The organism is Pseudomonas sp. A125, assembly GCF_055409485.1.
This window is the reverse complement of sequence record NZ_JBUZVP010000002.1, coordinates 95,496-113,496: the sequence shown is the minus strand read 5'-3', so window position 1 is coordinate 113,496 and position 18,001 is coordinate 95,496. Positions and strand designations below refer to the sequence as shown.

The 18,001-nt window shown below is 61.2% G+C and carries 19 protein-coding genes; 10 read left to right on the top strand and 9 right to left on the bottom strand.

What is annotated here, in order from left to right:
- Positions 1 to 24: 24 nt before the first annotated feature.
- Positions 25 to 1,224, top strand: coding sequence for an MFS transporter (locus tag ACZRN6_RS03500; RefSeq protein ID WP_464007221.1), 1,200 nt, complete (start codon positions 25 to 27; stop codon positions 1,222 to 1,224).
- Here the strand turns inward: ACZRN6_RS03500 and arfB are convergent.
- Entirely contained in the window at positions 1,221 to 1,634 is a 414-nt protein-coding gene (gene arfB, locus ACZRN6_RS03495) for an alternative ribosome rescue aminoacyl-tRNA hydrolase ArfB (protein ID WP_322147085.1), read from the bottom strand. The genes ACZRN6_RS03500 and arfB overlap by 4 nt on opposite strands.
- Positions 1,635 to 2,181: 547 nt before the next feature.
- Positions 2,182 to 3,594, bottom strand: a complete 1,413-nt coding sequence (locus ACZRN6_RS03490; protein WP_464007220.1) for an amino acid permease — start codon at positions 3,592 to 3,594, stop codon at positions 2,182 to 2,184.
- Between the two features lie 420 nt (positions 3,595 to 4,014).
- Between ACZRN6_RS03490 and ACZRN6_RS03485 the strand changes: the two genes are divergently transcribed.
- Both ACZRN6_RS03485 and ACZRN6_RS03480 read left to right on the top strand, forming a co-directional pair.
- On the top strand, positions 4,015 to 4,152 hold the full coding sequence (locus ACZRN6_RS03485) for a hypothetical protein (RefSeq protein ID WP_003175756.1): 138 nt from the start codon (positions 4,015 to 4,017) through the stop codon (positions 4,150 to 4,152).
- Between the two features lie 77 nt (positions 4,153 to 4,229).
- Positions 4,230 to 5,189 (top strand): M29 family metallopeptidase, encoded by a 960-nt coding sequence (locus ACZRN6_RS03480; RefSeq protein WP_464007219.1) that lies wholly within the window; start codon positions 4,230 to 4,232, stop codon positions 5,187 to 5,189.
- Positions 5,190 to 5,398: 209 nt separating this feature from the next.
- Here ACZRN6_RS03480 and rluB read toward each other — a convergent pair whose 3' ends face one another.
- The 6 genes from rluB to ACZRN6_RS03450 all read right to left on the bottom strand — a co-directional run bounded on the left by rluB (position 5,399) and on the right by ACZRN6_RS03450 (position 10,393).
- Positions 5,399 to 6,646, bottom strand: a complete 1,248-nt coding sequence (rluB, locus tag ACZRN6_RS03475) for a 23S rRNA pseudouridine(2605) synthase RluB (protein WP_322147089.1) — start codon at positions 6,644 to 6,646, stop codon at positions 5,399 to 5,401.
- A gap of 143 nt (positions 6,647 to 6,789) precedes the next feature.
- The gene (locus ACZRN6_RS03470; protein ID WP_322147090.1) at positions 6,790 to 6,981 is read right to left on the bottom strand and encodes a DUF1289 domain-containing protein; all 192 of its coding nucleotides are present in this window, start codon (positions 6,979 to 6,981) and stop codon (positions 6,790 to 6,792) included.
- Positions 6,982 to 7,107: 126 nt separating this feature from the next.
- On the bottom strand, positions 7,108 to 8,055 hold the full coding sequence (scpB, locus tag ACZRN6_RS03465; protein WP_464007218.1) for an SMC-Scp complex subunit ScpB: 948 nt from the start codon (positions 8,053 to 8,055) through the stop codon (positions 7,108 to 7,110).
- A 12-nt stretch (positions 8,056 to 8,067) separates the two neighbouring features.
- Positions 8,068 to 8,766: a segregation and condensation protein A gene (locus ACZRN6_RS03460; protein WP_173406103.1), complete on the bottom strand. Its 699-nt coding sequence runs from the start codon at positions 8,764 to 8,766 to the stop codon at positions 8,068 to 8,070.
- Positions 8,767 to 8,886: 120 nt separating this feature from the next.
- Complete coding sequence (locus ACZRN6_RS03455; RefSeq protein WP_322147093.1) at positions 8,887 to 9,516, bottom strand: L-threonylcarbamoyladenylate synthase; 630 nt, start codon at positions 9,514 to 9,516, stop codon at positions 8,887 to 8,889.
- Between the two features lie 13 nt (positions 9,517 to 9,529).
- Entirely contained in the window at positions 9,530 to 10,393 is an 864-nt protein-coding gene (locus ACZRN6_RS03450) for a PHP domain-containing protein (RefSeq protein ID WP_322147094.1), read from the bottom strand.
- An 87-nt stretch (positions 10,394 to 10,480) separates the two neighbouring features.
- Between ACZRN6_RS03450 and ACZRN6_RS03445 the strand changes: the two genes are divergently transcribed.
- From ACZRN6_RS03445 to ACZRN6_RS03415, 7 genes are all read left to right on the top strand, one after another.
- Positions 10,481 to 11,077, top strand: a complete 597-nt coding sequence (locus ACZRN6_RS03445; RefSeq protein ID WP_464007217.1) for a septation protein A — start codon at positions 10,481 to 10,483, stop codon at positions 11,075 to 11,077.
- A gap of 1 nt (position 11,078) precedes the next feature.
- Positions 11,079 to 11,378, top strand: coding sequence for a YciI family protein (locus ACZRN6_RS03440; RefSeq protein ID WP_322147096.1), 300 nt, complete (start codon positions 11,079 to 11,081; stop codon positions 11,376 to 11,378).
- A gap of 106 nt (positions 11,379 to 11,484) precedes the next feature.
- Positions 11,485 to 11,892 (top strand): SH3 domain-containing protein, encoded by a 408-nt coding sequence (locus ACZRN6_RS03435; RefSeq protein ID WP_464007216.1) that lies wholly within the window; start codon positions 11,485 to 11,487, stop codon positions 11,890 to 11,892.
- Between the two features lie 7 nt (positions 11,893 to 11,899).
- Positions 11,900 to 12,577, top strand: coding sequence for a response regulator transcription factor (locus ACZRN6_RS03430; protein WP_322147098.1), 678 nt, complete (start codon positions 11,900 to 11,902; stop codon positions 12,575 to 12,577).
- Between the two features lie 270 nt (positions 12,578 to 12,847).
- Entirely contained in the window at positions 12,848 to 13,312 is a 465-nt protein-coding gene (locus tag ACZRN6_RS03425; protein ID WP_464007215.1) for an LTXXQ domain protein, read from the top strand.
- Positions 13,313 to 13,377: 65 nt separating this feature from the next.
- The gene (locus ACZRN6_RS03420; protein ID WP_464007214.1) at positions 13,378 to 14,721 is read left to right on the top strand and encodes a sensor histidine kinase; all 1,344 of its coding nucleotides are present in this window, start codon (positions 13,378 to 13,380) and stop codon (positions 14,719 to 14,721) included.
- 40 nt (positions 14,722 to 14,761) lie between these two features.
- The gene (locus ACZRN6_RS03415) at positions 14,762 to 16,111 is read left to right on the top strand and encodes a CoA transferase (protein WP_464007213.1); all 1,350 of its coding nucleotides are present in this window, start codon (positions 14,762 to 14,764) and stop codon (positions 16,109 to 16,111) included.
- Positions 16,112 to 16,289: 178 nt separating this feature from the next.
- Here ACZRN6_RS03415 and arcD read toward each other — a convergent pair whose 3' ends face one another.
- Positions 16,290 to 17,717, bottom strand: a complete 1,428-nt coding sequence (gene arcD, locus ACZRN6_RS03410; protein WP_464007212.1) for an arginine-ornithine antiporter — start codon at positions 17,715 to 17,717, stop codon at positions 16,290 to 16,292.
- Positions 17,718 to 18,001: the final 284 nt, after the last annotated feature.

Sequence of the window (18,001 nt, the reverse complement as noted above, 5' to 3'; positions counted from 1 at the left end):
TGCTGCGACAGTGGACCTCTCCCCATGCCCGATACCCAGCGCCCCATGGCGGTCACGCTGCAAGTTGTTTCCATCGTTCTATTCACCTTCATTGGCTACCTGAACATCGGCATTCCCCTGGCCGTATTGCCGGGTTACGTGCACAGCGACCTGGGCTTTGGCGCTGTGATCGCGGGCCTGGTGATCAGCGTGCAGTACCTGGCCACCCTCCTGAGCCGGCCCTATGCCGGGCGCATCATCGACAACCGCGGCAGCAAGCGTGCGGTCATGTATGGCCTGGCGGGTTGCGGCTTGAGCGGCGTGTTGATGTTGCTTTCGGCGTGGTTCTCACACCTTCCGGCGTTGAGCCTGACCAGCCTCTTGATCGGCCGCCTGGTGTTGGGCAGCGCTGAAAGCCTGGTGGGCTCGGGTGCCATTGGCTGGGGCATCGGCCGGGTGGGCGCGGCGAACACCGCCAAGGTCATCTCCTGGAACGGCATCGCCAGCTATGGCGCCCTGGCCATCGGCGCGCCGCTGGGGGTGTTGCTGGTCAGTCATTTCGGGCTGTGGAGCATGGGCGTCAGCATCATCTTGCTGGCCCTGCTCGGGCTGCTGCTGGCCTGGCCAAAAGTTGCCGCCCCCATCGTGGTGGGCGAGCGCCTGCCGTTCATGCACGTACTGGGTCGCGTGCTGCCTCACGGCTGCGGCCTGGCGCTGGGCTCAATCGGGTTTGGCACCATTGCGACTTTCATCACCCTGTATTACGCGACCCAGCACTGGGACAACGCGGTGCTGTGCCTGAGCCTGTTCGGGGCCAGCTTTATCGGGGCGCGGTTATTGTTCGGCAACCTGATCAACCGCATTGGCGGGTTTCGCGTGGCGATTGCCTGTTTGTCGGTGGAGACCCTGGGGCTGCTGCTGTTATGGCTGGCGCCGGACCCTCATTTGGCATTGGCCGGCGCGGCGTTGAGCGGGTTTGGTTTTTCCCTGGTGTTCCCGGCGCTGGGGGTGGAGGCGGTCAACCTGGTGCCGGCGTCGAGCCGGGGCGCGGCGGTGGGGGCGTATTCGCTGTTTATCGACTTGTCGCTGGGGGTCACCGGGCCGTTGGCCGGGGCGATTGCGGCGGGGTTCGGGTTTGCCTCGATCTTCCTGTTTGCCGCGATCGCGGCGTTTTGCGGGTTGCTGTTGAGCCTGTACCTGTACCGGCAGGCACCTAAATACCGCGAGGAGCGCGGGGCGGCTTAGAAATCAACCTTGCCGCGGCCGGCCTTGATGCTGCCGCGTTTGGTCTTGGATTCGAGGCGGCGCTTTTTTGAGCCCAGGGTAGGTTTGGTGGGGCGGCGTTTCTTTTCGACCTTGGTGGCGCTGAGGATCAGCTCTACCAGGCGCTCGAGGGCGTCGGCGCGGTTCTGTTCCTGGGTTCGGTATTGCTGGGCCTTGAGGATCAGCACGCCTTCGCTGGTGATGCGAGTGTCGCGCAGGGCCAGCAGGCGTTCCTTGTAGAAGTCAGGCAGGGACGAGGCCGGGATGTCGAAGCGCAGGTGCACGGCGCTGGAGACCTTGTTGACGTTTTGACCGCCGGCGCCCTGGGCGCGGATGGCCGTCAGCTCAACCTCGGCGTCGGGGAGGTGCACGTTGTTGGAAATCACCAGCATTTTTTGATCGGGCCTTGGGTTGGAGGGGTAAGGATACGCCAATGTGTTGGGCTGCTGGGGCCTGGGGCATATGCCCTCACGCAGGCTTTGGACCGTGGGCCGCCGTCCTGCCGAGTTACCCACGCTCCAAAGCCTGCGTTCGGCCAGCGTGGTTTAACGGGGCGCCTAAGATCAAGATCACAAGCAGATCAACAGCACAGCGGCCTACAGGCCGGCTTGAGTGTTAAAAGCAACAGCAAAATCAAAGGCTGGCACGGTTCAACTGTAGGAGCTGGCTTGCCGGCGATGGCATCACCTCGGTGTACCTGCCAGACCGAGTTGTCTGCATCGCCGGCAAGCCAGCTCCTACAGAAAAAGCAGCTCTGCTTTCGCTCTGGTTTTTGATCTGGCTTCTAACACTCAAGCCGGCTTTCAGGCCGCCGTGCTCTTGCTTTTGATTTGCGGGTCCCGCCTTCGTTCCGGCATGCCGGGCGTTTGCCAAAAGTGACCCGCTGTAAAAGCGGAACCATAAGCGGCCGTTACCGCAGCAACGGATATGTACCCGAGATCAACCCCGACTCAACACCACCCCCTCCCGAGCCTTACGCCTGTTCTTGATGCCGTAGCACACCCACATGAACGCCACCCAAACCGGAATCGCGTACACCGACACCTGGATCCCCGGGATCAGCAACATGATGCCAAGAATGAACACCACGAACGCCAGGCAGAGGTAATTGCCATACGGGTACCACAGCGCCTTGAACAATGGCACCTGCCCCGTCCGATCCATATGTTGCCTGAACTTGAAATGCGAAAAACTGATCATCGCCCAGTTAATCACCAGGGTCGCCACCACCAGCGACATCAGCAACTCCAGCGCATGCTGCGGAATCAGGTAATTCATCAACACCGCCACCAGCGTAATCGCCGCTGACGCCAGAATCGCCCTCACCGGCACCCCGCGCTTGTCGATCTTCGCCAGCACACGAGGCGCATCCCCCTGCTCGGCCATCCCCAACAACATGCGGCTGTTGCAGTAGGTACCACTGTTGTAGACCGACAACGCCGCCGTCAGCACCACAAAATTAAGAATATGCGCCGCCGCACTGCTGCCCAACATCGAAAAAACCTGCACAAACGGACTGCCGCTATACGCGTCACCCGAAGCATTCAGGGTTGCCAGCAGGCTGTCCCAAGGCGTCAACGAGAGCAGCACCACCAGCGCACCAATGTAGAAAATCAGGATCCGGTAGATCACCTGGTTGATCGCCTTCGGGATCACCGTGCGCGGCTGATCCGCCTCGGCCGCGGTAAACCCGAGCATCTCCAGGCCGCCAAACGAGAACATGATGATCGCCATGGCCATCACCAGGCCACTAACACCATGGGGAAAGAACCCACCGTGTTCCCACAGGTTGCTCACCGAAGCCTGCGGCCCGCCGGTGCCGCTCACCAGCAGATAACTGCCCAGGGCGATCATCCCGACGATGGCCACCACCTTGATAATCGCAAACCAGAACTCAGCCTCGCCGAAGACCTTGACGTTGGACAGGTTGATCACAGTGATCAGCACAAAAAACGCCGCCGCCGACACCCAGGTCGGAATCTCGGGACACCAGTAGTGCACGTACTTGCCAACCGCTGTCAGCTCCGACATGCCCACCAGGATGTACAAAATCCAGCAGTTCCAGCCCGACAGAAAACCGGCGAAACCGCCCCAGTATTTGTGGGCAAAGTGACTGAAGGAACCGGCCACTGGTTCCTCGACGATCATCTCGCCCAACTGGCGCATGATCATGAAGGCGATAAAGCCGCAGATGGCATAGCCGAGGATCATCGACGGGCCGGCGGATTTCAGCACGCCGGCCGAGCCCAGGAACAACCCGGTGCCAATCGCGCCACCGAGGGCGATCAGTTGGATATGGCGATTTTTCAGGCCGCGCTTCAGTTCACCTGAATGCGAGTTGGCTTCACTCATGGAAAGGGTCTCACGCAAGGTCTGATCTGTGACGAAATCGAAGCCGACTGGCTTGTGGCCAGGCGGAGTGCACGGGGCGGATAGCCCTGAATAGTGGGATCACAGTAAAACGCGGCGCATTGTACACCGCCAAACCTGTCTGGGCCGACAGGATGCGGTGCAGCAGATAGGAGGGACACCGGGAAAATTCTTTCAGAACACGGGAAGTTGACGGCAAGACGCTTCCTACAGAAACACGCAGCCAACTGTCTGTTTCACCGGCATAAACCAAATCGCCATCAAAACAGAATAAAAAATCCGAATGAAACCGTGTCAATAAAGATTTTGCATTCCCAAACACACTCTTCTAGGTTCATCCACTTGCCCGGCGCAGCCCGCTGGCAAGCTCGTTCTCAAACACCGTCATCTAGGAGATTCACCATGCAAGCACTGGAAAACGACCTGGAAACCGAACTGCAACTCGACGATTGGTTTGAAGCGCCGACCCACGAGGCCGCCGTTGAAATGATGCAAGCCGATGCCGTTGTGCCATTTGGCACCGCGATGTGGCCTTTCTAATCTGATCAGGCACCCCGGCAGGCGCGGGACGCCGCACCTGCCACTGCTCTTACCGAAGGCTTTGAAGGAAGGACGTCATGGACAAGGCCCGCGCCGTCGAACATTTTCTGTATTACCTCGCCCATCATCCGGCCCTTGCCGGCCTGCATCGCCCCAGCATTTTGCTCGGCCATACCGAACGCTACGACGCCATCGCCCAGTCGATCATCCAGGGCAGCGCCGCACGCTTCGATTTCCAGGTACAGCGCCTGGACCAAGCCCCCAGCGAAACGCTGGCCAAAGCCATCGAAGACTGCGACCTGTACCTGTTTCTCTACGATTCCTCGACCCTGCCCAACCCAAGCGCCGAAGGCCCGGACTTTATCCGCGCGCTGCAAGGCGTGATGGCCGAGCATTGGAAGAAGTCCCTGCTGCTCAAGGACTACGGCGACTATTTCTACGACACCTTCAGCGTTGCCCCACAACGGATTGCCGACCTCAACGCCACGTTGATCCGGCGCATGTCCCAGGCCAGCGTCTTGAGCTTCACCGACCAGCATGGCTCGCGCCTTGAAGCGCCCCTGAGCAGCATCAAGAAGTGGACCAATATCAACGGCGTCGGCAACCACGACCTGGCGCCCGGCGAGATCGCTACCCACAGCGAGGCCATCAATGGCCAGGTGCGGTTTGTCGGCACTTTCCTCAGCACCATTCCCTTTGCACGCAAATACGGCGTGCTGCAATCACCGCTGGAATTGTGGATCGAGAACTCGACCATCTGCACCGTGGCCAGTGAAGTGCCGGGGCTGGCGGATGACTTCAACAAATACCTGAATGCCAACCCGTCCAACCGCCGGGTGGAAGAATTGGGCATTGGCACCAACGAAGGCGTGAAGGATTTGTATGCGCGCAATGCCGGCTTTGAGGAGCGCCATTGCGGGCTGCACCTGGGCTTGGGCGGTGGGCAGAAAGGCAGCCATCACCTGGACCTCATCTTCGCCAGCGGCGTGTTGGCCCTCGACGATAAACCCGTGTTCGATGGGGCTTTCATGTTCTGACACGTTCGTTAAAACAATGGAGATCAAATGTGGGAGCTGGCTTGCCTGCGATGGCATCACCTCGGTATTGCCGATAGACCGAGCTGCCAGCATCGCAGGCAAGCCAGCTCCCACAGAAAATCAGGCCTGCTTGATAGAACACATTCCAAATCCAGACCAAAAAAAAACGCCAACCCGAGGGTTGGCGTTTTTGTGCAGCGCTTAGTGAATCACTGCGGCTTCTTGCGACCAAACCCTGGACGCTGGCCGGAACCGGCCGGTGCACCACGACGCTTGCCCGATGGCGCGTCATCGACCAGCTTCAGGCCCGGACGCTTTTTCGGCGATGGCTTGGCTGGGCGTTTGGTGCTGGCGCTGTCGTCGCTACGGCTTGTAGCCGGGGCACCACGGCCAGACTCACCCCGGTTACCGCGACCGCCCGCAGGGGCATCACCACGACCGGCCGGGCGCGGTGCGCGCGGAGCACGTTCACCGTCCTGACGAGCCGGTGCCGAAGGACGACGCTCGCCTTCGATGTGCGGCTCGCGGGAGATGCGACCGCCAGTGGCCGGGGCATCCAGCGCAGGGCGCAAGGTGCGGGCCACACGGTCGGTACGCGCCACCGGGCGCGACGATTTACGCTGCATACGCTCAAGCTTGTCTTTGCTCTTGGCGTTCATCTGCGGCATGGCGACCGGCGTCAGGCCAACTTCGGCACTCAGGATGTCGACTTCGAACTGGCTCATTTCGCGCCAGCGCCCCATCGGCAGGTCGGAGTTGAGGAACACCGGGCCGAAACGCACGCGCTTCAGGCGGCTGACCACCAGGCCCTGGGATTCCCACAGGCGACGGACTTCACGGTTACGGCCTTCCATCACCACGCAGTGGTACCAATGGTTGAAGCCTTCGCCGCCCGGTGCCTGCTTGATGTCGGTGAACTTGGCCGGGCCGTCTTCCAGCACCACGCCCGCCTTGAGGCGCTCGATCATTTCGTCATCGACTTCGCCACGTACACGTACCGCGTATTCACGGTCCATCTCGTAGGAAGGGTGCATCAGGCGGTTGGCCAGTTCACCGTCGGTGGTGAACATCAGCAAGCCGGTGGTGTTGATGTCGAGACGACCGATGTTGATCCAGCGGCCTTCTTTAGGGCGCGGCATCTTGTCGAATACGGTTGGACGGCCTTCCGGGTCGTCACGGGTGCAGATTTCGCCATCGGGCTTGTTGTACATGATGACGCGGCGCACCGATTCGGCGGCCTCTTCACGCTTGATGACCTTGCCATCAATGGTGATGGCATCGTGCAGGTCGACGCGCTGGCCAAGGGTAGCTTCAACGCCGTTGACCTTGATGCGCTTCTGGGTGATCCAGGCCTCTACGTCGCGGCGCGAGCCTACGCCGATACGGGCGAGGACTTTCTGCAGTTTTTCGCCTGCGGGGCCGATTTCCTGGCTGTCGTTCTGGTCTTGGTCACTCATCTTAAGCACCTCCCGGTGTGTCGATTCAGGCTTGGCCTGAAGATAGTAAAAGCTGGGCGTTTGGCGAACGCATCGCCAAAGGGTCGCGAATCATACGCGTAAGGCGCGCGTTGCGCATCAAAGACTAGTCGATAAGTGCAGGTTCATTGGCCTTTCCGCCGACCGGTGGCACCGAGCGCCAGCAGGCGCAGTTCAGCTTCGGCGAGTACCGTGCGCTTGTCGACCTTGTCGAGTTTCTTCCAGGCACGGATCTCACGCTTGCTGCGTCCGCAGCCCACGCAGATGTCATCGGTGAATTTGCAGACGCTGATGCAGGGGTCTTTGGTGGAGCTCATTGAAATCCTCCCAGGCATTGGTTTTCTGTGGGAGCTGGCTTGCCTGCGATGGCATCACCTCGGTGTAGCAGAGAGACCGAGCCGCCTGCATCGCAGGCAAGCCAGCTCCCACAATTTGAAGCGGCGTCAGTCTTCGAATTGGCGGCGTTCGTTTTCGATGGCTTCGGCCAGTGCCTGGGCTTCGGCCTCTTCGTCGCTCAGTTCGGGCTGTTCGAGAGCGGCTACAGCGGCCAGGAGTTTGGCGCGGGCTTCGGCCACACCGAGGATATCTTCCTCCGGTTCCGGTTCAACTTCGACTGGCAGCTCAACCTCAACGTTCAGTTGCAACGCAGGCTCCAGCTCACCGTCACTGACCCCACCATCTCGCAGCAAATCGTCGAAGTCGGTCTTGATGCCCTGCTCCATGTCGTCCAGTTCCAGCAACAGCGTATGGAAACTGGTTTCGTCCTTCGGCTCTTCCGGCTCGGCGCTGGCGTCGGCCAGTTCCTGCAACCCGGCGGGCACCGGTGCGTCGTCGAAGTCCAGCACCGGGTCCGGCTCCATCTCCCGCAGTTCGGCCAACGGCGGCAAATCGTCGAGGTTCTTAAGGTTGAAGTGGTCGAGGAACACCTTGGTGGTGGCAAACATCGCCGGCTTGCCGGGCACGTCACGGTAGCCAACGATGCGAATCCACTCACGCTCCAGCAACGTCTTGACGATATGGCTGTTGACCGCCACCCCCCGCACGTCTTCGATCTCGCCCCGGGTGATGGGCTGGCGATAGGCGATCAGTGCCATGGTTTCCAGCATCGCCCGGGAATAACGCTGCGGGCGTTCTTCCCACAGGCGGCCGACCCACGGCGAGAATTTCTCGCGGATTTGCAGGCGATAACCCGAAGCGACTTCCCGCAGCTCAAAGGCGCGGCCGTCGCAGGATTTGCGCAAAATTTCCAGGGCTTTCTTGAACACCGGCGGCTCGGGGCGCTCGGTTTCTTCAAACAGTTCGAACAGGCGCTCCAGGGATTGCGGCTTGCCCGAGGCCAGGAGAAAGGCCTCCAGCAGCGGGGCCAGTTCGCGGGGTTCAGTCAGATTCATCGATTCAGCTCTTTATTCGGCTCGCGCCCGCACGTGGATAGCCGCAAAAGGCTCATTCTGGACCAGCTCGACCAAGGATTCCTTGACCAGTTCGAGGATCGCCATAAAGGTCACCACCACCCCCAGCCGCCCTTCTTCCTTGGTAAACAGCTCGACAAAAGGCACAAACCCGCCGCCCTTGAGGCGGTCCAGCACATCACTCATGCGCTCGCGGGTAGACAATGCCTCGCGGCTGACCTGGTGGCTTTCAAACATGTCGCCACGGCGCAGTACCTCGGCCATCGACATCAGCAGTTCTTCCAGGCTCACGTCCGGCAACAGCTTGCGCGCCCGGGCTTCCGGGGCGTCGAGCTTGGGCACCACCACGTCGCGGCCCACGCGGCTCAGGCCGTCGATGCCTTCGGCGGCGGCTTTGAAGCGTTCGTATTCCTGCAGGCGACGGATCAGTTCGGCGCGTGGGTCATCCTCTTCCGCCTCGATGGTCTCCGAGCGCGGCAGCAGCATGCGTGACTTGATCTCCGCAAGCATCGCAGCCATCACCAGGTACTCGGCGGCCAACTCCAGGCGCACCGTCTGCATCAGCTCGACGTAGCCCATGTACTGGCGGGTGATTTCCGCTACCGGGATGTCGAGGATGTTGATGTTCTGTTTGCGGATCAGGTACAGCAGCAAGTCCAGCGGGCCTTCGAAGGCTTCGAGGAAGACTTCCAGGGCATCCGGCGGGATGTACAGGTCCAGCGGCATTTCCAGCACCGCCTGGCCGTAGACCATGGCAAAGGGCAGTTCCTGCTGGGCGCCCGCCTGGCTGTCGACGGGTTCGACGGCCGACATTCAGGCCTCGACCATGAACGGTGCCGGGTCGCCGCAACCCACGCGCACCACTTGTGGCTCGCCATCGGCAAGGTTGATCACGGTGGAAGCCTTGTTGCCGCCGTAGCCGCCGTCGATGATCAGGTCGACGTGTTTTTCCAGCAGGCGGCGCATTTCGTAGGGGTCGTACAACGGCTCGGTTTCACCCGGCAGGATCAGCGACACGCTCATCAGCGGCTCACCCAGCTCGGCCAGCAGCGCCAGGGCAATCGGGTGTTCCGGCACCCGCAGGCCAATGGTGCGCTTTTTCGGGTGCAGCAGCAGGCGCGGCACTTCGCGGGTGGCGTTGAGAATAAAGGTGTAAGGCCCCGGCGTGTGGGCCTTGAGCAGGCGGAAGGTGCCAGTATCGACCTTGGCGAACAGCCCCAGTTGGGACAGGTCGCTGCAAATCAGCGCGAAGTTGTGGTTCTTGTCCAGGTCACGCAGGCGTCTTACGCGCTCGACGGCATTCTTGTCGCCGATCTGGCAACCGATGGCGTAGGAGGAGTCGGTAGGGTAGATCACCACGCCACCGGCACGGATGATCTCCACGGCCTGTTTGATCAGGCGCGCTTGCGGGTTTTCCGGGTGAATCTGGAAGAATTGACTCACGTGTTCTACCTGTTCAGACGGTGGCAATAATGGGGTCATGTTTGAAGCGACACCAAAGGGGCGGCAAATCTTCCGGGACGGCGCGGTATTCGCCAATCTCGGACCAGCCGCCAGGGCCATGAAAGTCACTGCCGGCGCTGACCAGCAGACCAAATTCGCGGGCAAGAATCGCCAGGCTGCCGACCTGTTCGGCGGGTTGATGCCCGTTGACCACTTCGATTGCGTGGCCGCCCGCACCAATATAGTCGCCAATCAGCTTGCGGCGCTTGCTGCGGGTGAAATCGTAATGCCACGGGTGCGCGAGGCTCACCCAGGCACCCGCTGCGCGCAATGTGCCAACGGTGTCTTCCAGGGTCGGCCAGTGTTGCTTGACGTCCCCCAGCTTGCCGGCGCCCAGCCATTTGCGGAACGCCTCGGCGCGATCCTTTACAAACCCTTCACGCACCATCCAGTCGGCAAAGTGCGGACGGGCCGGGGCGTTGCCACTGTCGCCCAGTGCCTGCTGGATGGCGCGCGCGCCTTCCAGGCCGTTGGGCATGCCCTTGAGCGCCAGCTTGCGACTTATTTCTTCGGACCGCAGCCAGCGGCCATCGTGCAATTTGGCGATGGCCGCCACCAGCGCCGGTGCGTCGACGTCGAAACCGTAGCCCAGCACATGAATGGTTGCGCCGCCCCAGGTGCACGACAATTCAACCCCGTTGACCAGTTGCATGCCCAAGGCATTCGCCGTTTCGCGGGCCTCTGCCAGGCCTTCGAGGGTGTCGTGGTCGGTCAACGACAGGACTCGCACGCCTTTTTCAAACGCACGCGCAACCAGGACCGCGGGCGCCAGGGCGCCGTCGGAAGCTGTGCTATGGCAGTGCAAATCAACATTCACGGAAGTGTGTAACCTCAAGTCAGCTGGCGCTTTCGCTACCAAGGATGTTTGTTATTATGCCGCCACATCCAGCTTCTGGCTCTTACTGTGAAACAATTCATCGACTTCATCCCGCTGTTGTTGTTTTTCATCGTTTACAAAATCGACCCCCGCGTTATCGATATTGCCGGCCACGAGCTGACAGTCGGTGGCATCTACAGTGCCACGGCGGTGCTGATCATCAGCTCGCTGGTGGTCTACGGCGCTCTCTTCATCTCCCAGCGCAAGCTGGAAAAAAGCCAATGGCTGACCCTGGTCGCCTGCCTCGTCTTCGGCAGCCTGACCCTGGCCTTTCACAGCGAAACCTTCCTTAAATGGAAAGCCCCGGTGGTCAACTGGCTGTTCGCCCTGGCCTTTATCGGCAGCCACTTCATCGGTGACCGCCTGCTGATCAAGCGGATCATGGGCCACGCGCTGACCTTGCCGGACTCGATCTGGGTGCGCCTGAACATCGCCTGGATCGTGTTTTTCCTGTTCTGCGGCGCCGCCAACCTGTTTGTTGCCTTTACCTTCCAGAGCTACTGGGTGGACTTCAAGGTGTTCGGCAGCCTGGGCATGACCGTGCTGTTCCTGGTCGGCCAGGGTATCTACCTGTCGCGCCACCTGCATGACACCGACCCTACCACGCCGAAAACCGAGGACTGACATGCTCTACGCAATCATTTCCACCGACGTCGCCAACTCCCTGGAAAAACGCCTGAGCGTGCGCCCGGCGCACGTTGAGCGCCTTAAGCAGCTGCAGGCCGAAGGTCGCCTCGTACTGGCCGGGCCGCATCCGGCGGTAGACAGCAATGACCCGGGAGACGCCGGTTTCACCGGTAGCCTGGTAGTTGTCGAGTTCGCTTCCCTGGCCGCGGCACAAGCCTGGGCCGACGCTGATCCGTATGTGGCGGCCGGTGTCTACGCCCATGTGCTGGTCAAGCCGTTCAAGCAAGTCCTGCCTTGATTTGTTGCGCGCTGAACCAATTGGCTTCAGCGCACTCCTAAACGCTCATTATTCCCGGTAACCTGCCGACAACGTTCTGAATATTCGTGTGGAATCAGGAGTTCCGATGCGCTTACGTCAGTTGTGTCTGTTGGCAGTGTTAACGATCGGGGCTACGGCCCACGCTGAAGAAACCTCGAACACCGGCAGCTCCACGCCCCTGTCCTTGAGTGCCGGCAGCCAGATCACCGATTTGCAGCAACGGTTGAAAGAAAGCGAACGGCAGCGGGACGAACTGAGCAAGCAATTGCAAAGTGCCGACGCCACCCGCGAAAGTACCCAACTGAGTAAACTGCGCCAGGAGAACCAACGCCTGGCCCAGCAACTCAAAGAAGCACAGGGCAGTGCCTTGCCACGCTGGCTTACCGAACAACAGCAATGGTTCGTAACCGGCGGGGCCGTCGTACTGATCGCCCTGTTGTGCGGGATCTTCGCCAGTGGCGGGCACCGGCGCCGTCGACAATGGCTAAATTGAGTGAGTCATGAGCGAGCTGTTACTGATAGATGATGACCAGGAGCTCTGTGAGCTGCTGACCAGTTGGTTGAGCCAGGAAGGTTTCCAGGTGCGTGCCTGCCATGACGGCTTGAGCGCCCGCAAGGCATTGGCCGAAGCCGCCCCGGCGGCGGTAGTGCTCGACGTGATGCTGCCCGACGGCAGCGGCCTGGAGCTGCTCAAGCAATTGCGCAGCGACCACCCGGAGCTGCCGGTGCTGATGCTCTCGGCCCGCGGCGAACCGCTGGACCGGATCCTCGGCCTGGAACTGGGTGCCGACGATTACCTGGCCAAGCCTTGCGACCCTCGCGAACTCACCGCGCGCCTGCGCGCCGTGCTGCGCCGCAGTCACCCGGCCGCCGTCTCCACGCAGTTGGAGCTGGGCGACCTGTGCTTCAGCCCGGTACGTGGCGTGGTCACCATCGATGAACAGGAATTTGTCCTGACAGTCTCCGAAAGCCGCCTGCTGGAAGCCTTGCTGCGCCAGCCGGGCGAGCCGCTGGACAAGCAGGAGCTGGCGCAAATCGCCCTGGGCCGCAAGCTGACCCTGTATGACCGCAGCCTGGACATGCACGTCAGTAACCTGCGCAAGAAGATCGGCCCACACCCCGATGGCCGGCCACGAATCGTGGCGCTGCGCAGCCGCGGCTATTACTACAGCCTTTAAGCACAACACCTGTCCCCTGTGGGAGCCGTCGAGCCTTGGCGAGGCTGCGATGGCATCACCTCGGTGCAACGGATAGACCGCAGTGCCTTGCATCGCAGCCTCGCCTAGGCTCGACAGCTCCCACACATGATCTCCGCTGCCGGGATAGTTTTGTCAGCCCCGCTCAAAATCCTCTTTACCCAAGCTTTACCCTCTCCTGACTGCCGCTGACCTTGCTCTGCGTAATCTACTCACATCCGGACTCACCGGAATAGAGACAGGAGAATCACCATGCGCAAGACCCTTATCGCTTTGATGTTCGCTGCTGCCCTGCCAACCGTTGCCATGGCGGCGGCGCCTGAAGGCCAAGGCCCGATGGGCGGCCCCGAAGGCCATATGATGGGCGGCCCAGGCCACGGCGGTGAACACGGCATGCGGGGCAAAGGTGGCCCTTTCAGCCAACTGGACCTGACCCACGAACAGCGTCAGCAGATCGGCAAGTTGATGGGCCAGCAGTGGCACGCTCGCAAAGATCTGGTCAAGAAGTACCTGGATAAACTCCCGGCCGCTGACCAGAAAGCCATGCAAGACGAAATGGCCGCTGGCAAACAGAAAACCCAGGCCGACATCCGTGCCGTGCTGAAACCCGATCAACAGAAGAAATTCGACGAGATCGTGAAGAAACAAGCCGAGCGCCGTGCCGAGTGGAAGGAATTCCAGGCCTGGAAAGCCCAGCAGCCGCAAAAAGCGCAATAATGATCTAGCTTCACTCCCAGCCCAGTGGCCACCGCCGCTGGGCTTTTCCTGTTTGAGGATATCTTGTGCGTTCATTGTTCTGGCGCGTCCTTGCCAGCTTCTGGCTGGCCATCGCCCTGGTTGCCGGGTTGTCGATCCTGCTTGGGCATATGCTCAACCAGGACGCCTGGATTCTCAGCCGCCACCCCGGGCTCAATAACCTCGCGCAAGAATGGACGCAGCTCTATGAGGCGCAAGGCGAGGACGCCGCCCAGGAATTACTGCAGCAGCGCAAGCGCCAGTACCACATCGATGTGCAAGTATTGAACGAAAGCGGCGAGCCGGTGGTGCGTGGCACCTTCCCACGTCGCGCCGCCGCCCTCGAAGCCCGGCAAAACGACAGCCAGGACCGTCACCTGCCCTGGCGGCGCTTGACCGCCGAGTACACCAGCGAGAAAACCGGCGACACCTACCTGCTGATCTACCGCATTCCGCACCCGGAGCTGGACGCCTGGCACCGCAGCAGCCTGCTCTGGCCGTTGAGTGCCCTGGCGATCGCGCTGGTGGTGCTGACCTTGTTCAGCCTGCTCGTGACCCTGTCCATCACCCGCCCACTCAGCCGCCTGCGCGGCGCCGTGCATGACCTGGGCCAGACCACCTATCAGCAAAACAGCCTGGCGCGGCTGGCCAACCGTCGCGATGAGTTCGGCGTACTCGCCACCGACTTCAACCGCATGGGCGCCCGCCTGCAAAGCCTGATCGGCAGCCAGCGCCAGTTGCTGCGGGACGTTTCCCACGAATTGCGCTCGCCTCTGGCTCGCCTGCGAATCGCCCTGGCCCTGGCCGAACGTGCCACGCCCGAAGCACGGGAAAAACTCTGGCCGCGCCTGACCCGCGAATGCGATCGCCTCGAAGCGCTGATCAGTGAAATCCTGGTACTGGCCCGGGTAGACGCCGACAACGCCAGCGCCGAAGACATCGACCTCAACCCTCTGCTCAAGGCCCTGCAAAAAGACGCCCTGCTCGGCGCGCCCGACCAACCCGTGCGGCTTGATGCCGAGGCCGGGCTACAACTCAAGGGCTGGCCGACGATGATAGAGCGCGCCGTGGACAACCTGCTGCGCAACGCCCAGCGCTTCAACCCGCCCGGCCGGCCAATTGAAATGGACGCCAAGCGCCAGGGTGAGCGCATTGTGATCAGCGTGCGCGACCATGGCCCCGGTGTGGATGCCGAACACCTGAGCCAACTCGGCGAGCCGTTTTACCGGGCCCCGGGGCAAACCGCCCAAGGCCACGGCCTGGGCCTGGCCATCGCCCGGCGCGCCGCAGAACGCCATGGCGGCAACCTGATCCTGGCCAACCACCCTGACGGCGGTTTTATCGCCAGCGTGGATTTGCCGCTGGAGCCTGGGGTTGTCATTCAACCCTGATGATCTTCTATGATGGTCCTTCTCATAAGGAGGGCCTTTGATGACTGATCTGCTCACCCCCGTCCAGGAAGCACTCGACTTACCCATCACCCCGCTGGCCTTCACCGAGGCCGGCGCCCTGCCCTCGACCTTTGCCGTTACCGACCTGGCCAGCGCCAGCGTCGGTGCGGCGGGCCAGGCGATTGCCCGGTTACTGTTGCAGCAAACCGGGCGCCTGCCCTCGGTGACGGCGGACCGGCGCCTCGCCTCATTCTGGTTCTCCTCGTCCCTGCGTCCCGATGGCTGGACCACACCGCCGCTATGGGACCCGATTGCCGGCGACTACGCCTGCGCCGACGGCTGGATTCGCCTGCACACCAATGCGCCGCACCATCGCGCGGCTGCCGAGCGCGTACTCGGCCAGGTCGCGGACCGTGACGCGATGGCCGCGAAAGTTGCCCAATGGAACGCTGCCGAGCTGGAACAAGCGATTGTCGAGGCGAACGGCTGCGCAGCGCAGATGCGCTCGTGGCAAGACTGGCAAACTCATCCTCAAGGTTTGGCGGTCAACCAGGAACCACTGGTGCGTCGCCAGACTTTTGCAGCCTTCAGCGACAAACCCTGGCTGGGCTCGGTGGCAAGGCCGTTGGCCGGCATCAAGGTGCTGGACCTGACCCGCGTGCTGGCCGGCCCCACTGCCAGTCGGTTTCTGGCGGGGCTCGGCGCCGATGTACTGCGCATCGACGCCCCCGACTGGAACGAACCCGGCGTGGTGCCCGAAATGACCCTGGGCAAACGCTGCGCCCGCCTGGACCTGAAAAACGCCGACGACCGGCAAGTCTTCGAAAGCCTGCTCAAAGACACCGACATTCTGTTGCACGGCTACCGCGCCGACGCGTTGGCGCAGTTAGGTTACGGTGAGGGCGCGTTACAGACCATCGCCCCCGGCCTGATCGACGCCAGCCTCAATGCCTATGGCTGGAGCGGCCCATGGCGCAATCGCCGCGGGTTCGACAGCCTGGTGCAGATGAGCACCGGGATTGCCGAGGCCGGCAGGCAATGGAAAAAGGCCGAAAAACCGGTACCGCTGCCGTTGCAGGCGCTGGACCACGCCACCGGGTACTTGATGGCGGCCAGTGCGATCCAGGCCTTGAGTGAGCGATTGAAGACCGGGCGCGGTGGTTCGGCGCTGCTGTCATTGGCGCGCACCGCGAAGCTCCTGGTGGATGCGGGACAAGTGCCAGAACAACCGCCATTGCGCGCCGAAGCGCCGGAAGATCAGGGCTTGGTGGTGGAGCAAACCGCCTGGGGCCCGGCCCATCGGTTGCTGCCCCCGGTGACCATCAGCGGGACACCGTTGCAATGGGATTTGCCGGCTGGGGAGTTGGGCTCACATCGCGCGAAGTGGTGACTGGGTAACTTCTGATAGTGAAACGGCTTTTGGCTTTTGTGGTGAGCGGGCTTGCCCCGCGCTGGGCCGCAAGGCGGCCCCAATAAGGCAGTAATTTTCCTTCAGACAGTCCGAAGTGACAGGTTTAAGGGCTGCGTCGCAGCCCAGCGCGGGGCAAGCCCGCTCACCACAGGAATCTTCACAACGACAGTACCCCGCTGTACAACCCATACGCCGCCAGGCTCGCCCCGGCGATCACGCAGGCGAAAATGCCTTTTTCCAGGTGGGTAAACAAAGGCTGGCCCTGCTCACGTTTGGCCAGGGCAAACAGAATCACCCCGGGCGCATACAGCAGCGCCGACAACAGCAAGTACTTCAAACCACCGGCGTACAACAGCCACACCGCGTAGGCCAAAGCGATCAGGCTCACCAGCAAGTCCTTCATGCGTTCGCCATGGGCGCCTTCGTAGGTTTCACCGCGCCCACTCAACAACACCGCATACGCCGCCGACCACAGGTAGGGCACCAGAATCATCGACGACGCCAGGTAGATCAGGCTGGTGTAGGTGCTTTCTGAAAACAGCGTGATCACCAGGAACAGTTGGATCATCACATTGGTCAGCCACAGCGCATTGACCGGCACCTGGTTGAGGTTTTCCTTTTTCAGGAACGCCGGCATGGTTTTGTCATGGGCAGTGGCGTAGAGGATTTCGGCGCAGAGCAAGGCCCACGACAGCAGCGCACCCAGCAGCGACACCGCCAGGCCGATGCTGATCAACAACGCGCCCCATGGGCCAACGATATGTTCCAGCACGCCGGCAAGGGACGGGTTTTGCAGATTGGCCAGTTCCGGTTGGCTCATGATCCCCAGCGACAGCAGGTTGACCAGCACCAGCAACGCCAGCACGCCGAGAAATCCAATCACCGTGGCCCGCCCCACGTCCGAGCGTTTCTCGGCCCGCGCCGAGTAGACGCTGGCACCCTCGATGCCGATAAACACGAATACCGTGACCAGCATCATGTTGCGCACCTGGTCCACCACGCCGCCGAAGTTCGGGTTGCTCAGGCCCCAGATGTCGCGGGTAAAGATATCGGCCTTGAACGCCACGGCGGCGATCACGATAAACATCACCAGCGGCACGATCTTGGCCACGGTGGTGATCTGGTTGATAAACGCCGCCTCCTTGATCCCGCGCATCACCAGAAAATGCACGGCCCACAGCAGCACCGATGCGCAGCCTATCGCCACCGGCGTATTGCCCTGGCCGAAGATGGGGAAGAAGTAACCGAGGGTGCTGAACAGCAATACGAAGTAACCGACATTGCCCATCCACGCGCTGATCCAGTAACCCCAGGCCGACGAAAACCCCATGTAGTCGCCAAACCCGGCCTTGGCGTAGGCGTATACGCCGGAGTCCAGCTCGGGTTTGCGGTTGGCCAGGGTTTGGAACACGAAGGCCAGGGTCAGCATGCCCACGGCGGTAATCCCCCAACCAATCAGTACGGCACCCACATCGGCGCTGGCCGCCATGTTCTGCGGCAACGAGAAAATCCCGCCACCGATCATCGAGCCCACCACCAGGGCGATCAAGGCATTGAGGCGCAACTTTTCCGAAGATTGGGACATGAACACTCCTGAGCAAACAACAATCGAGCCAACAACCGTGCCCTCAAATAATTTATCAAGCCGGTTCAGCGTTTATTAGATATAGCTAATAAAGCCGCAAGCTTCATAACTTAAAGGCATGACAATAAACAGCGTTAAGGCAAATTTATAATTTAAATAACACTGCTCTGTAAAAGTTTGCATATCTGGAAATACGGGCTAGCTTCAAAGGTCCATGCCAATGAGAAAACCTTTTGTTTAAAACGCAGTAACGCTCTATCTCGAGCCTCTGCGGGGCACTTGAG

Excerpts from the sequence above, each read along its gene's own strand:
- ACZRN6_RS03485 (WP_003175756.1), top strand. The coding sequence starts at position 4,015 with ATGCAAGCACTGGAAAACGACCTGGAAACCGAACTGCAACTCGACGAT.
- ACZRN6_RS03435 (WP_464007216.1), top strand. The coding sequence starts at position 11,485 with ATGCGCTTACGTCAGTTGTGTCTGTTGGCAGTGTTAACGATCGGGGCT.
- rluB (WP_322147089.1), bottom strand. The coding sequence starts at position 6,646 with ATGAGTGACCAAGACCAGAACGACAGCCAGGAAATCGGCCCCGCAGGC.
- arcD (WP_464007212.1), bottom strand. The coding sequence starts at position 17,717 with ATGTCCCAATCTTCGGAAAAGTTGCGCCTCAATGCCTTGATCGCCCTG.
- ACZRN6_RS03425 (WP_464007215.1), top strand. The coding sequence starts at position 12,848 with ATGCGCAAGACCCTTATCGCTTTGATGTTCGCTGCTGCCCTGCCAACC.
- ACZRN6_RS03480 (WP_464007219.1), top strand. The coding sequence starts at position 4,230 with ATGGACAAGGCCCGCGCCGTCGAACATTTTCTGTATTACCTCGCCCAT.
- ACZRN6_RS03430 (WP_322147098.1), top strand. The coding sequence starts at position 11,900 with ATGAGCGAGCTGTTACTGATAGATGATGACCAGGAGCTCTGTGAGCTG.
- arfB (WP_322147085.1), bottom strand. The coding sequence starts at position 1,634 with ATGCTGGTGATTTCCAACAACGTGCACCTCCCCGACGCCGAGGTTGAG.
- ACZRN6_RS03415 (WP_464007213.1), top strand. The coding sequence starts at position 14,762 with ATGACTGATCTGCTCACCCCCGTCCAGGAAGCACTCGACTTACCCATC.
- scpB (WP_464007218.1), bottom strand. The coding sequence starts at position 8,055 with ATGAATCTGACTGAACCCCGCGAACTGGCCCCGCTGCTGGAGGCCTTT.
- ACZRN6_RS03500 (WP_464007221.1), top strand. The coding sequence starts at position 25 with ATGCCCGATACCCAGCGCCCCATGGCGGTCACGCTGCAAGTTGTTTCC.
- ACZRN6_RS03470 (WP_322147090.1), bottom strand. The coding sequence starts at position 6,981 with ATGAGCTCCACCAAAGACCCCTGCATCAGCGTCTGCAAATTCACCGAT.
- ACZRN6_RS03490 (WP_464007220.1), bottom strand. The coding sequence starts at position 3,594 with ATGAGTGAAGCCAACTCGCATTCAGGTGAACTGAAGCGCGGCCTGAAA.
- ACZRN6_RS03440 (WP_322147096.1), top strand. The coding sequence starts at position 11,079 with ATGCTCTACGCAATCATTTCCACCGACGTCGCCAACTCCCTGGAAAAA.